Origin of the sequence: Actinoallomurus sp. NPDC052308 (assembly GCF_040679195.1) — a bacterium.
Taxonomy (GTDB): Bacteria; Actinomycetota; Actinomycetes; order Streptosporangiales; family Streptosporangiaceae; genus Actinoallomurus; species Actinoallomurus liliacearum.
In genome coordinates this window covers 268,897-283,516 of the sequence record NZ_JBFAUM010000005.1, presented here as the reverse complement: position 1 = coordinate 283,516, position 14,620 = coordinate 268,897, and the positions used below count along the sequence as shown (strand labels likewise).

Annotated in this window: 13 protein-coding genes; 3 read left to right on the top strand and 10 right to left on the bottom strand. The window is 72.7% G+C overall.

What is annotated here, in order from left to right; translation table 11 throughout:
• Position 1 precedes the first annotated feature (1 nt).
• Positions 2-1,186: a radical SAM protein gene (locus AB0L00_RS18395; RefSeq protein ID WP_364435197.1), complete on the bottom strand. Its 1,185-nt coding sequence runs from the start codon at positions 1,184-1,186 to the stop codon at positions 2-4.
• 203 nt (positions 1,187-1,389) lie between these two features.
• Here AB0L00_RS18395 and AB0L00_RS18390 point away from each other — a divergent pair, with 203 nt between their 5' ends.
• Together AB0L00_RS18390 and AB0L00_RS18385 are read left to right on the top strand one after the other, a co-directional pair.
• Positions 1,390-2,520 (top strand): YcaO-like family protein, encoded by a 1,131-nt coding sequence (locus tag AB0L00_RS18390; RefSeq protein ID WP_364435194.1) that lies wholly within the window; start codon positions 1,390-1,392, stop codon positions 2,518-2,520.
• A gap of 61 nt (positions 2,521-2,581) precedes the next feature.
• Positions 2,582-3,952 (top strand): TfuA-like protein, encoded by a 1,371-nt coding sequence (locus tag AB0L00_RS18385; protein WP_364435191.1) that lies wholly within the window; start codon positions 2,582-2,584, stop codon positions 3,950-3,952.
• Here AB0L00_RS18385 and AB0L00_RS18380 read toward each other — a convergent pair.
• The 9 genes from AB0L00_RS18380 to AB0L00_RS18340 form a co-directional block, all read right to left on the bottom strand.
• Positions 3,892-4,590: a hypothetical protein gene (locus AB0L00_RS18380; RefSeq protein ID WP_364435188.1), complete on the bottom strand. Its 699-nt coding sequence runs from the start codon at positions 4,588-4,590 to the stop codon at positions 3,892-3,894. The two genes, AB0L00_RS18385 and AB0L00_RS18380, sit on opposite strands and share 61 nt — an antisense overlap.
• 1 nt (position 4,591) lies before the next feature.
• Entirely contained in the window at positions 4,592-5,956 is a 1,365-nt protein-coding gene (locus AB0L00_RS18375) for a hypothetical protein (RefSeq protein WP_364435185.1), read from the bottom strand.
• Complete coding sequence (locus AB0L00_RS18370) at positions 5,953-8,229, bottom strand: prolyl oligopeptidase family serine peptidase (RefSeq protein WP_364435183.1); 2,277 nt, start codon at positions 8,227-8,229, stop codon at positions 5,953-5,955. Before AB0L00_RS18370 ends, AB0L00_RS18375 begins: the two co-directional genes overlap by 4 nt.
• A gap of 127 nt (positions 8,230-8,356) precedes the next feature.
• The gene (locus AB0L00_RS18365; RefSeq protein WP_345351306.1) at positions 8,357-8,479 is read right to left on the bottom strand and encodes a hypothetical protein; all 123 of its coding nucleotides are present in this window, start codon (positions 8,477-8,479) and stop codon (positions 8,357-8,359) included.
• A gap of 238 nt (positions 8,480-8,717) precedes the next feature.
• The gene (locus tag AB0L00_RS18360) at positions 8,718-8,846 is read right to left on the bottom strand and encodes a hypothetical protein (protein ID WP_364435180.1); all 129 of its coding nucleotides are present in this window, start codon (positions 8,844-8,846) and stop codon (positions 8,718-8,720) included.
• A gap of 113 nt (positions 8,847-8,959) precedes the next feature.
• Positions 8,960-9,103 carry a hypothetical protein gene (locus AB0L00_RS18355; RefSeq protein WP_364435178.1) on the bottom strand — a complete coding sequence of 48 codons (144 nt, stop codon included), beginning with the start codon at positions 9,101-9,103 and terminating at the stop codon, positions 8,960-8,962.
• 25 nt (positions 9,104-9,128) lie between these two features.
• On the bottom strand, positions 9,129-10,925 hold the full coding sequence (locus AB0L00_RS18350) for a BTAD domain-containing putative transcriptional regulator (RefSeq protein ID WP_364435175.1): 1,797 nt from the start codon (positions 10,923-10,925) through the stop codon (positions 9,129-9,131).
• Position 10,926: 1 nt separating this feature from the next.
• A complete protein-coding gene (locus AB0L00_RS18345) occupies positions 10,927-11,118 on the bottom strand; it encodes an aroma-sacti cluster domain-containing protein (RefSeq protein ID WP_364435173.1) in 192 nt (63 codons plus the stop codon).
• Positions 11,108-11,488: a helix-turn-helix transcriptional regulator gene (locus AB0L00_RS18340; protein WP_364435170.1), complete on the bottom strand. Its 381-nt coding sequence runs from the start codon at positions 11,486-11,488 to the stop codon at positions 11,108-11,110. Before AB0L00_RS18340 ends, AB0L00_RS18345 begins: the two co-directional genes overlap by 11 nt.
• A gap of 864 nt (positions 11,489-12,352) precedes the next feature.
• Here AB0L00_RS18340 and AB0L00_RS18335 point away from each other — a divergent pair.
• Positions 12,353-14,611, top strand: a complete 2,259-nt coding sequence (locus tag AB0L00_RS18335; RefSeq protein WP_364435168.1) for a vWA domain-containing protein — start codon at positions 12,353-12,355, stop codon at positions 14,609-14,611.
• Positions 14,612-14,620 lie beyond the last annotated feature (9 nt).

Sequence of the window (14,620 nt, the reverse complement as noted above, 5' to 3'; positions counted from 1 at the left end):
GTCACAGGCGCCCCATCTCGTCCAGGGAATCGAGCAGGGCCGCGTCCACGGCGTCATGGAAGTCCGCGAGCGTCCGACCGTCCTCGCCGTACCGGTACAGGTCCTCGCACGCGATCCAACGTTCCCCGGTCACGGCGGCGGGCAGGTACCCCTCGGTGACCGTGCCGACCTTCCAGTCGGGTTTGCCCGCGGTCTCCCAGCAGCTCGACAGCGTCCCGTCCGCGCTCACCACGGCGCCGTACCGGCCCGCGTGACCGCAGGTGTTGCACTGCCGGCGCGCCTGCGGGCGGGCCACGGTGAAGCCCAGCTCGAGGGCCCGGCGGTGCCACCGGGTGAAGGACGCCGCCAGCTCGCCCGTGTGCAGCAGGTCGTTCCCGTATCCGACGCCGACGTCCCCGACCCGGGCGAAGTAGATCGTGCACCGGGCGGGGTCGAGCGCCGCCGAGAGACGTCCGATCAGCGCGTCGATCCCCCGGTGGTTGTGGTGGGAGACGTTGACCCGCAGGAGCCAGCGGATCGTCGACGCCTCGGACGCGCGGGCGATGTTGCGAACGATGGTGTCGAAGGTCCCGCCGTGCGACCGCCGTACGCGGATCCGGTCGTGGTCCGCGCGGTCACCGTCGAAGGTGACCTGGATCGTGTCGAGCCCGAGGCCGGACAGCTCCCGGGCCAGCCGCGGGGTCAGCAGGGTCGCGTTGGAGATCATCCAGGCGCGCGCCAGACCGTAGTCCGCGGCACGGGCCAGCAGTTCGAGGCAGCCGCGCGCGTTGAGCAGGGGCTCCCCGCCGAACAGCAGGATCGTGAGCCTCTCCAGCTCGGCCGCCGCCATCCGCCGGCCGGCGAACTCCAGGATCGACGTGATGGTCTCCGACGTCAGCCGCGCGTGGGTGATCCGCGGCGGGCGGGTGCCGCCCGCCGTGTCCTGGCCGACGTTCTGGAAGCAGTAGCCACAGCCCAGATTGCAGTCGGTGCTCGTCAGGACGGTCAGCGAGTAGCCCTTCCTCGGCGCGGTGGAGAGCAGCCCGCGCTCGTCCAGCTGCCGTTCCGTGCCCGGCCGCAGCGTGCCGTCGGGAGCCAGGTGTCCGGGGCGGAGGCGTGCCACTCCGCCGGGGCCGAGAAACCACCAGTTCCGCTCTCCCTTGAGGAGTCGCGCACCGCTCTCCCGGTCGGCCTCGTCCAGGTCCACTGCACCCTCCCCGGCCGGACACGGCGTTCGTCACGCCCGGCAATCCGAAGCTAGGGATTCGCGGTATGAGGACGATTGGTCACCGGTTCGAAACCGGTATGACCGCAGCGTGCGGGCGTCCGCGGCGACGCGCTGGCCCGAAGGTCGCATGGAGCCGTTCCGGCCGGCAGGTGACCATGGTCTCCGGCTATCGAGGAGTGATGATGCCGGACACCATCGCCTACCGGACCGGCACCTATCGGACCGCCGACCCGGAGGAGACCTGGGAGCGGGTACACCGGGGGCTGTCACGCTTCGGCATCACCCGAGTCGCCGACATCACCCGGCTGGACGACATCGGGCTGCCGGTCCACGTGGCGTACCGGCCCGCCGGCCTCACCTACGCGGTCAGCATCGGCACCGGCGACACGGCCGCGCAGTCCCGGGTCAGCGCGGTCATGGAGAGCATCGAGACCTGGCACGCGGAGAACCTCACCCTGCCGACGGCCGCCCGGGCCCCCGCCGCGGCGCTCGACCTCGGCTACGACGTCCGGGCGCTGAATCTGGCTCCGCGGTCCCCGCTGACCTCCTCCGTGGTGCTGGACTGGGTGAGCGGGCGCGGCCTGCTGACCGGCCGCGAGATTCTCGCCCCCGTCGACTGCATCCGGCTGGACTGCACCAGGGCGCACGACTGGGCCACGGTGTTCTTCTGGCCGACCAGCGCGGGCCTCGCGACCGGGAACACGGAGGCCGAGGCCGTACTCCACGCCCTGCACGAACTCGTCGAACGGGCGACCGTGGCCGCCCTCCGTGACGCGCCGCTCGCGCGGCGCCGCCACGTGGATCCGGACAGCTGTTCCGACCCGGTGACGCGACGGATCCTGGACGCGCTGCGGGCGGCGGCCTGCTCCGTCCTGGTCCGCGACATCACCGGGCCGGCCGGGCTGCCGTGCTACGCCGCGACCGTCTGGTCCGAGGACGTCCCCATCCGGTGCGCCGGGTACGCGTGTCACGTGGATCCGTCGATCGCACTGGGCCGGGCGATGGCGGAGGCCGTGCTGACCCGGCTGGCCGTGATCTCCGGGGCGCGCGACGACATCGACGGCGAGGTGTACTACGAGATGTCCGCGCCGCCCGAGCCCGTCGATCCCGTCCCCATCCCCGGCGAGGTCGCCTGGGCCGACGACGGCGACCTCGGCTCGGTGATCCGGCACTGCGCGTCCCGGGTGGCCGCGGTGACCGGCTGCGAGCCGTTCGTGGTCCGGCTGGACCACGAGGACATCGGCATCCCCGCCGTCAAGGTCATCGCCCCCGGCATGAGCGTCACGCACGCCGGACCGGAGATACCGCGATGAGCCGGGCGACGACCGGCGGTACGGCGACGAGCCGGACGCACGTTCGACCGGAGGTACGGGCGTGAGACGGTACGTGGTGTTCGTCGGGCCGTCGCTGCCGCGCGCGGAGGTCGCCGCGCTGCTGCCGGACGCGGAGATCCGGCCGCCGGTACGCCACGGCGACCTGCTGCGCCTGGACGTCGGCGCCGAAGACGCCGTCCTGATCATCGACGGGCTCTTCCTCCAGACCGCGTCGGTCCGGCACCGGGAGATCATGTACCTGCTGCAGCGCGGGGTCACCGTGGCCGGCGGCTCCAGCATGGGGGCGCTGCGCGCGGCGGAACTGTGGCCGTACGGCATGCGCGGCTTCGGGGAGATCTTCCGGCTCTACCGGGACGGTGAGATCGACGGGGACGACGAGGTGGCGATCGTGCACGGCACGGCCGAGGACGGCCACCGCGCCTACAGCGACCCCCTGGTCGGCATCCGGATCGCGCTCCGCGACGCGGCGGCGGCCGGCGCCATCGGCCAGGACGACGCGCGGCTGATGGTCGACCTGGCCGTCGCCATGCCGTTCCGGTCCCGTGGCTTCCGCGCGCTGGAGACGGTCGCCCGCGGTCACCTGCCGGCTCACGTGATCGAGGCGTTCCGGTCCTGGCGGTCGGCGCACGCCCCGGACGCCAAGGCGGCCGACGCCCGGCTGCTGCTGGCGGCCGCCGCGGCCGGCGACCCGGAGTTGCGCCCGGCCGGCCTCGGCGACCGGGCGGTCCGCAACGTGCACACGTGGGACTTCGAGATGTGGGAGCACCGCTACCACGGCGCCGAGGCCGACGGCGCGTGGGTGGCCGACGTCGACGCTGCCACCGCACTCCGCCTGGTCCATCCCGCGTTCCCGGATCTGCACCGCCGTCAGGTCCTGGCCAGGGTCGCCGGCCTCGACCCGGACCACCCGGCGCTGGCCGAGCACGCCGTCGCCGTCGCGCGGGCGCGCGGACTCGAACCGCCGCGGCGGGACGGCTGGCTGACCGAGCGGGACCTCGCGGGATCCGCGGACGAGGCGCTCGCCACCCTGCTGGTGCGCGCGTTCGGTGTGACGCATGGCAGGGCGTGGACCAAGTGGGACCTGCCACCGGAGCTACGGACCCCGGCGGCGATGGTCTGGGGCCGCGAGGTCGTCGCCGCCGCGCGGCGATGCCGTGAACGGTTGCTCGGTCCCGTGCCCGACGGAGGGCCGCGCCGGCGGTTCCGCGCGGAGGTCGCCGACCGGGTGATCGCCAGGGAGTGGGGCTGTGACCCTGGCGGCCTGACGGTTCACGCCTGGGATCGGGGCATCGCCGATCTCGCCGCGCTCCGGCGGCTCGCCGAGCCGTTCGTCGCCCTGCTGAAGAGCCGTCAGGCGGGTGACGCCGAGATGATCAGTGACGCCAGCGCCGTCACGAGCGTCGCCTGGTAGGCCTTGCGGAACAGCATGACCGGCGTCGCGGACTCGTCCACCCGGTCGGTGGACGATCGGCCGGGCATCGCGCCGTCGGGCCGCTGCGCCCGCGCGAGCAGTCGTAGGCCGGCCGCTCCCGACGGCGTGCGCGCCGGGTCGGCGCCGAGGCAGAACTGCGCGAGCAGGAGCTTGCCGACGAGATCCCACTCTCCGCGCCGCACGCTGTGCTCCGTCAGCTCCTCCACGACGCGCAGCGCCCGCTCCCGTTCCTCGGAGGTCAGGCCGGAGTCGCGGAAGCCGAAGTCGCTGAGGTAGAAGACGGTGTGCGTGACGTTGCACACGTCCAGGTCGGCCACCGGCAGCGCTCGCCGGGCCAGCAGGCTGGCCTCGTACAGCTCCCGGTACGACTCGATCAGATGGGGCGCTCCGGCGAGATCGGCGTAGTACCGCGTCTCCAGGCGCAGGTACGGCGACTTACGGTTCGGTGCGAGGTAGCCGTCGGCCGCCAGCCGGGCGAGCACGGCCCGGTGCGGGCCCTCCGGGGCGGGCGCCAGCCCGGCGTACATCACCTGGAACTGCCGCGCGTAGCGCGGATCGAGGGCGAGGAGCCGGACGAATTCGGGGCTCCGCCAGACGCGTTCGACGAGGGCGGTCACCTCATCCAGGCCCGAGTCCCCCGGCCGGGCCTTCGCCCAGTGGTGACGCAGCTGCGCCAGTTGCAGGAAGGCCTTCGCTCGTGGGGTGGCCCGTATTTCCGTGCGCGCCGAGGCGGAGTCGAGATATCCCGCGTTGAGCCGTATCCAGCGCAACGCGCTCGCCGACAGTGCGGCCGGTTCCGCCGACTCGACCGATCGAGTGTCCATGCTCTCGCCTCTCGCCTCCGTGAGCCACCTGTTCGATGACGTCGGCCGCGCGGGCCGCGCCGTTCGCCGCGGCCAGCCTGCGGCCGAGCTCGCCGGCACGTCTCCGCAGCACCGGGTCCCGCCAGGCCGACGCCAGCAGCGCCGACGGCTCCGGCGTCGGCACGCCCGGGACCCGTACGGCCACGCCGGCCCGGACGCACGCGCCCGCCAGCAGCGGCTGCTCGGAGCCGTTGGGCGAGACGCCGAGCGGCCGCCCGCGCAGCAGCGCCGCCAGCACCGGTGCCGACGTGCCGCTGGTCAGCACCAGCCCGGCCCGGTCGATGAGCGGCCCCATCCACCGCTTCCGTACGAGCAGGATGTCGGCGCCGGGGTCGGGGCGCGGATCCGTCGACCGGCCCTGCTCGACCACGGCCTGGAACGGACCGCCGGTGAAGGCGGCGTTCAGGGCCGGCCACTTGTCGGCGCCGCCGAAGAAACGGCCCAGGTGCGCGTATACGACGGGCTTGCCGGACCTGTGCAGGTGGGCCTCGATCGCGGCAAGGTCGGCCGCGTCCGCCGCCGGCTCCCAGGCCAGCGGCCCGACGTGGTGCACCCGCTCGGGCAGCACCGCGCCCGGGTACTCCAGCGCGGGATCGCCGCGGAGCAGGAGCGCGTCGCCGAGCAGCGGGTCCTTCCTGGGCCCGCGCGCGGCCAGGCCGGCCTGCTCGCGTACGGCGGCGTAGAGTCGCATCGACTCGCCGGTCCGGTTCTCCCGGGTCCGGCCCAGGGGCGGTTCGCCCTCGCCGCCGGCGCGGTACGTCCACAGGTGGACCGAGAGCCCGACCACCGCCACCGGGATGTCCAGCACCTCGGCCGCGAGCAGAGCACCGTTGCACAGCACCGAGGTGACCAGCAGGTCGGCGCCCGCCTGCGTGGCGGCGCGCAGCGTCGCCCGGTACTGCGCGAGGCCGGTGGGGCCCCACCACGTCGCGGAGAATCCACGTCGCCCGCCGAAGTCCTCCGCCGCCGCGAACGGCAGCCCGGCCTCGGCCGCGATCGGGGCCGCCGCGGCCCGGCCCAGCACGCTGACGATGTGTCCTCGGTGGCGCAGCTCCAGGCCGGCCGCGATCGTCGGGTAGAGATAGCCTCCGTCGCTGAGCGGGCAGAGCAGGATCCTCATGACGCGGCCGGGTGGTCGAGCGCCTCGCGGCCCTCCTGGCCGAGTGCGGCGGAGTTCCCGCGGCCGGGCGCTTCGTGGCCCGGGTGGCCGGGCGCGGCAAGGCCGACGTCGCCGGGCGCGTCGAAGCCGGCGTCGCCGGGCGCGTCGAAGGCGGCGTGGGCGGGCGCGTCAAGGCCGACGTGGGCGGCGAGGAAGGCCAGGGTCTCCCCGTGCAGCGCGACCGTACGGGACGTGGCGCGGTCCCCGTGGCCCACCCCGCGTTCGAGCCGGAGCAGCACCGGCCCGCCGGACGAGGCGTGCTGCAGCGCGGCGCACATCTTGCGCGCGTGCAGTGGATCGGTCCTGGTGTCCCCGTCGGCGACGGTGAACAGCACCGGCGGGTACGCCGTGCCCGAGATGACGCGGTGATAAGGGGAGTAGCCGAGCAGCGTGCGCAGCTGCGCCGGATCGCTCGCGCTGCCGTACTCGGGCACCCAGCTCGGCCCCAGCCCGGACAGCTCGTAGCGGACCATGTCCAGCAGCGGTGACATGCACACGACGGCGGCGTACTTGTCCGGACGCTGGGTGAGCGCCGCGCCCACCAGCAGCCCGCCGTTGGAGCCGCCCATGACCGCGAGCCGACCGGGCCGGGTCCAGCCGGTCGCGACCAGGTGGTCGGCGGCCGCGGCGAAGTCGTCGAACGTGTTCTGCTTGTACTCCCGGCTGCCGGCGCGGTGCCACGGTTCGCCCTCCTCGCCGCCGCCGCGCAGGCACGCCCAGGCGAACACTCCGCCGGCCCTGACCCAGGCGAGGACCCGAGGGGTGTACCGGGGTGACATCGACGCGGCGAAGCCCCCGTACCCGGTGAGCAGGGTCGGCCGCGGCGTGTCCGGGCGACCGGCCGCGGAGATCACGAACATCCGTACGGTCGTCCCGTCGCGGGACTGGAAGGCGACCTGCCGAGACGCGACACCCTCCACTCCCGGCCCCGGGGCCGACCCGCCCGGTGCCCAGGGCGTGACCCGGCCGGTGCGCCCGTCATAGCGGAGGACGTACGGTGGCGTGGCGAAGTCGGTGTAGGTGAACCACGCCTCATGGCCCCCGCCCGGCCGTACCGAGAAGAGGCCGACCGAGCCCGTACCGGGCAGCGCGATGGTGTCCATCCGGCGGCCGTCGGTCAGGTCGTGCACCGTCACCTCCGCCGCCGCGTGGCGCACCCAGGTGACCAGCCCGATGGGGTGGGCGAGTTCCGGGCCGGTCAGCAGAGCGAGGTCGGTGAGCACGGCGTCGGGGCGTTCGGCGATCACCTCGCGCCAGCCGTCGGGGCCACGGTCGAGGTCCGCCGGACGGCACGCGACGACGCGACCGTGCGCGGCACCGTGGTCGGTGCGCAGCCAGACCGTGTCGTACGGGCCGGTGCCGGACGCGATGTGCAGCCGGGTCCGGGCACGCGTGCCCTCCTGGACCGGCCGCAGCCCCGGGCGCTCCGGCGGACCGGCGGAAAGGTCGGCCAGGTGGACGTCGGTGGCCCGCCCGGTACCGGTCGTCGCGGTGACGGTGAGCCAGCGGCCGTCCGCCGTGACGGCCACGCTGTAGAACCGGGTCTTGTCCCACCCGTCGCCGAACACCACGACGTCCGCGTCCGGTGCGGCGCCGACGCGGTGCAGGCAGACCCGGCGGTGGTAACGCTCCTCGCCCGAACGCGTCCCGAGGTGCCGCACGTAGTAGAACATCGCGCCGCCGGGCAGCCAGCCGATCGAGGACCTCCGCACCCGATCGATCGGACCGTCGACGACCGACCCGGTGGCGACGTCGAGCACCCACAGGAGCGAGTCCTCGGTGCCGTCCCGAGAGATCTGGTACGCGAGCAGGTCGCCCTCGACGGACGGCTCCCAGGCGTCCAGCACGGTCCGTCCGGTCGGATCCAGGACGCACGGGTCGAGCAGCGTCCGCTCGCCCGCCTCGCCGTCGGCGACGAAGAGGGCCGGGTGATCCCGGTCGGCGCGTTGCCGCAGCCAGAAGGTCCGGCCGCCGCGCACCTTCGGCGTCAGCACCCGGTCGGTCGCGGTGCGGGCCGCGACCTCCGCCGTCCAGCGGTCCAGGCCGGGCCAGGTCTCGCGTTCCGCCTGGTAGAGAGTGTCCTGTTCGGCGCTCCACCGCGCCGTCCGGGGATCCTCGGGGTCCTCCAGCCAGCGGTACGGGTCGGGGACGCGCTGTCCGTGGAGCTCCTGCACCACGCCCTCGCGCGGCGCCTCCGGGTACCGGCGACGCGCTCGCGCGGTGGCCGCTTCCAATGACTGCTCCGTGATGGCGGGCTCCCTGGTGGCGGATCCGGGAACGACGGGCGGGTCATCCGGTCGCCGGCCGGCGGAGACCGCCGGCGGCGACGAATGTCCCGCCCGTCGTCACGTCGTGGAGTCGTCAGCCGTCGGTCTGGCTGCTGCCGTTGATGATGCAACCGGCGTTGAGCTCTTCGTCCTCGTCGCCGTGCGCGACGACCTCGATGTCCTCGGCCTCGGGTGCCTTGTCCTCAGGCTCGAGCATGGCATTCCTCCTCGCGTCGCATGGCGTCCGTTACGCCCCGACTGTCCACACGGTAGGAAGGCGCGGTATGGGGACGGCTTGCCGCCGGTTCGATAGTGGTAAACGGCGCGGGTTCCGAGGGGTGAGTTGAGCGGCGCGGGCCGTACGCGCGAAAGACGGGCGGGACATCCGATCTCCGGCGAAGTGGCTCGCCGGGAGGCTCGGATGGTCCCGCCCGTCTCAGATCCGCGCGACCAGGTCAGTTGATGACGCAGCCCGCGCCGGGGTCGGTGCTCTCCTCGGGCTCGGCGTCGCTGTGCGCGACGACCTCGACCTCTTCGGGCTCGGTCTCGGCGGGTGCGTGCGCGGTCTCCTCGGGCTCGGGCATGGGAGTCCCTCCTTGAACTGCACGGCGTCCGTTACGCCCTGGTAATTCGAAAGATAGGCCGACGCGGTATGGCGACGGCTGGTCACCGGTTCGATAGCGGTAAACAGGGAGGATCAGGAACCGTCAGGGCCGTCGTTCCCCAGGTCGAGGATGCAGCACCCGTCCGGGCCATCGGTGGGCCGGCCGTGCGCGACGACCTCGATCTCTTCGGACTCGGTCTCGGCGAGTCCCTGGACGTTCTCCTCGGGCTCGGGCATGGAATCCCTCCTTTCCGCGCGCTCTCTACGCCATTTCCGTCGAAGCGTAGGAACGAGCAGTATGGGATTGGCCGAGCGCCGGTTCGATATCGGTTAAGGGCGTGCTGCGCGCGGCCATCTCCCGGGCATAGGCATAAGGCAGCACGGGGATCTCATAACGGACGGTGTGCGCGAGCCGCTCCACGCGGGGGACGGTGATGATGCTGGCCTCCAGCAGGCTCTCCAGGACCCGTACCGCCGTGCCCTCGTCGGCGCCCAGCACGGCGGCGGCCTGTTGCAGGGTGAAGACCGGTTCGGGGAGCATGCCGAGCCGCGGCACCGCGCGGTGCGCCGGCTCGGGCAGTTCCCCGATGGCCTCGGCCAGCCGCGCCCGGATCGCCACGTCGCCCGCGGTCAGCTCGTCCAGCAGGGCCCGGGTGCCGGCCATCCGCGCGGCGTACTCCCGCAGTGGCACATGGTGCAGCAGCGCCAGGCGCTCGGCGACGAGCCGGACCCCGAGCGGCAGCCAGCCGGCCGCCGTGACGATCAGCTCCGCGGAGGGCCGGTCCGCGGTGACCCGCTCCGCGCCGATCAACCGTCCCAGGAGGCCCACCGCCTCGTGCATGGCGAAGGACGAGATCCAGAGCCGGTAGGCGGCGTCGAGGCCGGCGAGCCGGGACCGGGCGGTCACGATCACCGCGCTGTCCCCCGACTCCGGCAGCAGCGGCCGGACCTCGGACTCCCGCCGGGCGTCGTCGACGATCACCAGCGCCCGGCGACCGGCCAGCCAGAGTTGCCAGGCGCGCCGCGCCTCCGACGGCGATCCGGGCGGAGCCGCCGGCAGGAGCCGGGAAACCACGTCCTCGAGCGGGCGCGGGCTCCCGTCCTCACCGCGCAGCCGGACGAACACGCGGCCGTCCGGGAAGTGGTCACCGAGCCGATGGGCGACGTGCACCGCGATGGCGGTCTTGCCCGCGCCGAGCGGCCCGGTCACGACGGCCAGCCGGTTCCCTCCACTGGTCAGCGCGTCCGCCAGTTGCCCGGTGGCCGCCGCCCGGCCGGTGAACGTCGGCAGGTCCCAGGGCAGCAGGCTCGGTGGCACCGTACGGCGCGCCGGAGGCGCGGACGACGGCGACGCGGCCGGGCCCTGCTCGCACAACAGCGACTGGTAGAAGCCGGCCAGCGCCGGGCTCGGGGAGAGCCCGAGCTCGCGCGCCAGCGACTGGCGGAGCTCGTCGTAGACCGCCAGCGCCTCCGAGCGCCGTCCCGCCTGGCAGAGCGCGGTCATCTGGGTCATCCGCAGCCGCTCACGGAGCGGATGGCGCTGCGCGACCTCGCTGACGTGCTCGATCACCTTCGCTCCGCCACCCGCGGCGATCTCCCGCTCCGCCCAGTCCTCGAAGACGGCGAGGAAACGCTGCTCCAGCCGAAGCGCGGCGGCCTCGATGAGAGGCACCCCGCGGAACCCGTCGAGGACCGGCCCGTGCCACAGGCCGAGGGCGTCGGCCAGGGCGCCCGCCCGGGCCTGCTGCTCGAAGCCGAGTGAGTCGAGCTCGGCGGGGGTCGCGTGGAGCACGTATCCGCCGTTCCGGAAACTGATGCGCTCGGCGCCCCCGCCGACGAGCCGGCGCAGCGCGGAGACGTACACCTGGATGTTCTTGCGGGCCGTCCGCGGCGGCGCGTCGTCCCACAGCGCCTCCACCAGAGAGTCGAACGACACCAGTGAGTTCGCGTGGCAGAGCAGAGCGGCTAATACGATCTGCTGTTTCCGCGATCCGAGATCGACGGGGCGACCGTTCTCCAGCACCCGCAGGGAGCCGAGAATCCCGAAGCGAGGGCCCATCTCACGCGATCTTGATGACGAGGGAGTGTCCTTCGACTTCGGCGTCCGAGACGGCGTCCAAACGCTGTTTGACGGAGTTGAGGACGGCCACTTCCTGTTCGGTGAGCCCGGCGAGGACATCGCGTTGGGCGGTGGTCAGCAGATCGACCGGGTTTCCGGCCTGCCGGAGGGCGGCGAGCGCGTCAAAGGTCATGGTCCCCTCCTGTGTCGTATGCGGCCACATCGTCACCTGCGGCTCGGGCCGAATCCATGAGACCTTCGGGCCAGGAGGCGTCCATGGCCGTGGCCCACGAGCAGATCAGAGCGGACAGACCGGCCTGCAGCCGTGACCGGAGTTCCAGCTTCGTGAGAATGGCGGTGACGTACCGCTTGACGGTGCGTTCGCTGATCTTCAGCTCGCGCGCGATCGACCGGTTGTCGTAACCCAGGCCGAGCAATCGGAAGACCGTGCGTTCCCGGGGGGTGAGCGTCCGCGTCAGCAGCAGCGCCGCGGCCAGCGGTTGTGGCAGTTCGGGCCGCAGGGACGCTCCACAGCTCGGGCAGGCGGGCAGGGGGCCGGTCAACGGCCGTCGGGGCCGCGGGCGAGGATCTCCCACCGCCCGCGATTCGCCGGCTTCGAAATCTCGGAAGTAATGGCGTTCTTCGACGTGGTGGCCGTCCAGGTGTCGTTCACCCATGCGTTCGCGCCGACTAGCTGCGCGGACCGGGGGGCGGGTTCTCCATGGTCACACTTGTGCCTCCGTCCTGCCGATCAAACCGAACAAGATCGTTCCTCCCCACGGCCAATTGTCCGTCTAGTCCGTTATCTGACGTAAGACCGATTACAAGCCTTTCGGCGGCCAGTGGTGGCCATGGGCCCAGATCCCACCCCACCCCCAGGCGAAAGATCATCCAACGACACCGGCGGGTTCGGCCGCCGCCCGCCCGTCCAACGGCGGCCACGGGCACGGAAGATCGAGATCGGCACCCCGGTCCGGATTCACTCGAACACCGACCGATCGGTATACGAATCACCCTCGAAATCAAGATCAATTCCCCCGAATCCGAAGCCCCCGCACCAGCGATCCTTTACCCGCACCAGTACGGGTGGGCCGCTCACCAGGCCGAGCACCATGGACTCAACACTCACGAAGCTCCCGAATAAGGTTCTGCAAAATCGTCGGTCAGGGCAGCCCCCTATTCAGTTTCGGATGTCCGGATTAGAGCTTGATAACGAGGTCATCACTAGCAGGCTTACGTTTCGTAACCACGGCAATACGCAGGAACCAGGCGGACGTCATTCCGGTCGAATACCCCGACGCCTAATTGACGGCGAGCCAGGAACCAAGCAAAAGGATCATGGCATGAAATCAGGCGCATTCCGGCAAACCTGGCGCATTACCTGCTCACTGGCCGCCCTCGCCACAATGGGATTCCTCCTTGTTCTCATGGGGCCGGCCGAAGCCGCACCGGCGCCGCAGACGATCCCGCTGGACATGGTCGTGGCGGTGGACGAGTCCGGGAGTCTCTCCGCCGACGACGTGTCCCGGGAGATCGCGGCGACCTCGACCATCACGGAGGGCGTGCTCAATCCGCAGAGCCGCGTCACCGTGCTCGGCTTCGGCAGCGACAACGGCCAGGCCGGCCAGAACGCCGTGGACGCGGTCTGCCGGCCCACCGTCGTCGACGGCGCCGTCAGCATGCAGTACCTCGCCACCTGCGCCAAAGGCCTGCACCGGCGGACCGACGCGGAGGGGAACGACACCGACCACGTCGCCGCGCTCTCCCAATCCCTGTCGACGCTGCGCAGCGGCTCCCCGCCGAACGCGCTCAAGGTCATCTTCCTGTTGACCGACGGCCGGCTGGACGTCCACCGCAGCCCGTCCTACGGAAGCGGCGACGACAACGACCCGGAGGTCGCACGGCGGCGCAACGACGCCGCGAAGGCCCAGCTCAAGACGATGCTCGGGCAGGCGCAGCAGGACAACGCGCAGATCTGGCCGCTCGGCTTCGGCGCCGAGGCGACCCAGGCCGGACTGGACGCGTTCGCGGCCGGCGGGTCCCGGCAGGGCTGCGACGGCCGGAACGTCTCCCAGCCCACGGCCCGGATCGTCCACGACTCCCAGGACGTCAGCCGGTCGCTGTCCGAGGCGTACGCCGCGGCGGCCTGCATGGGCATGCACCAGACTCCTCCGCAGCCGCTCGGCCCGGGCGAGACGCGGAACCTGAGACTCGACATCCCGCTGATCGCCACCGACGGGACGATCACCGTCGACAAGGGTGATCCCCGCGTGCGGGCCGAGTTCATCGACCCCAAGGGCCGTACGGTCCCCACCAGCGGAAAGATCGACGACTCGACCTTCTCCCGCAGCGGCGGCAACGCCGCCGTCGAGGCGCTGCGCATCGTCAACCCGGTGAACGGCACCTGGACCGTCCGGCTGACCGCGCCGAAGAAGCTGGCCCGCCAGCTGGTCAGCGCGACCGCGTTCTGGCAGGGCGCCGTGCAGGCGACGATCGTGCCCGAGCCGCCCGTGGCGCGTGCCGGGCAGCGGGTCACGGTCCGGCTCTCGCTCGTCACCCGCCGCGGCGCCATCACCGACGAGAACGCGCTGCGCGGGCTGACCTTCTCGGTGACCGCCTCCGGGCCCGGTCCGTCGGCGCGCCAGGACATCGCGGTCCGCGACGACGGCCGGGCGCCCGACGACACCGCGCACGACGGCCGGTTCGCCGGCACGTTCACCGCGCCGCCCGGCGCGGGCGACGTCAGCCTCAGCGGGACCGTCTCGGGACCGGCCATCCGCGCCGAACGGGTCCCCGTCACCGTACGGGTCGACGCGAACGAACCGGTGCTGCGCGGGAACGTCCAGTTCGACGACCGCACCACCGTGCACCCCGGCGGCGTCGTCCACGGCAGGCTCACCCTGCGGAACGGCACCACCACCCCGCGGCGCGTACGGCTGGCGCTCGACGGCGCGCCCGACGCCCGCGCGGCGCTCTCCCCTGCCGGGGACATCGACATGCCGCCCGGGGACTCCACCAGGGACTTCAGCGTGGCGTTCGGGAAGGACGCCGGGCTCGGCGGCGCGTCGCTCACCGTCAAGGTGGTGGACGCCGCCGACCCCTCGGCCGTCTACGCCAACGGCCTGCTCACCGTCACCGTCAAGAACCCGCCCACGTGGTGGGACAAGGCCCGTCCGTACGTCGCGGGCGCGGTCGCGCTGCTCCTCCTGCTCGCGCTCATCCTGTGGCTGCGGCACCGGGCCTGGAAGCGCCGCGTCGGTGTGGCGGGCCTGCACGTGCGGCTCACCCACGAAGGCGAGCAGGTCGGACGGGAAGTCGCCGCGCCCCGCAAATGGTCGCAGGAGTTCCGGTTCACCCTCCACGACCCCGACGGATACGGCCCGACGCTGCGCCTTCCCCTGCCCGGTGACACCGGCTCGGTCTACGTCGCCCGTCGCAGGGGCGACGGCGCCGTCGCCCTCCGCACGCCCGGCGGTGAGGAGGCCGTGCTGCCGTTCGGTACGGAGAGCGAGCCGCTGGCGAGCGGTCACCGCATCGCCTTCCGGGACACCCGCAGGCCCCGCCGGTTCCGGTGGCCCTGGCGCCGGCCGAAGCCCCGGCCGGCCCCGCGTCCCGCCCCCGACCCCGATTCCCCGACGGGCCCGCGCCCGCCGCAGCCCACCCCCGACGACGACATCTGGTTCTGAACCCCCGGC

What these genes read in the sequence shown, in the direction of transcription:
- AB0L00_RS18355 (WP_364435178.1), bottom strand. Translation starts at nt 9,103, where the DNA reads ATGCCCGAGCCCGAGGAGAACGTCCAGGGACTCGCCGAGACCGAGTCC.
- AB0L00_RS18350 (WP_364435175.1), bottom strand. Translation starts at nt 10,925, where the DNA reads ATGGGCCCTCGCTTCGGGATTCTCGGCTCCCTGCGGGTGCTGGAGAAC.
- AB0L00_RS18360 (WP_364435180.1), bottom strand. Translation starts at nt 8,846, where the DNA reads ATGCCCGAGCCCGAGGAGACCGCGCACGCACCCGCCGAGACCGAGCCC.
- AB0L00_RS18335 (WP_364435168.1), top strand. Translation starts at nt 12,353, where the DNA reads ATGGGGCCGGCCGAAGCCGCACCGGCGCCGCAGACGATCCCGCTGGAC.
- AB0L00_RS18375 (WP_364435185.1), bottom strand. Translation starts at nt 5,956, where the DNA reads ATGAGGATCCTGCTCTGCCCGCTCAGCGACGGAGGCTATCTCTACCCG.
- AB0L00_RS18345 (WP_364435173.1), bottom strand. Translation starts at nt 11,118, where the DNA reads ATGACCTTTGACGCGCTCGCCGCCCTCCGGCAGGCCGGAAACCCGGTC.
- AB0L00_RS18390 (WP_364435194.1), top strand. Translation starts at nt 1,390, where the DNA reads ATGCCGGACACCATCGCCTACCGGACCGGCACCTATCGGACCGCCGAC.
- AB0L00_RS18365 (WP_345351306.1), bottom strand. Translation starts at nt 8,479, where the DNA reads ATGCTCGAGCCTGAGGACAAGGCACCCGAGGCCGAGGACATCGAGGTC.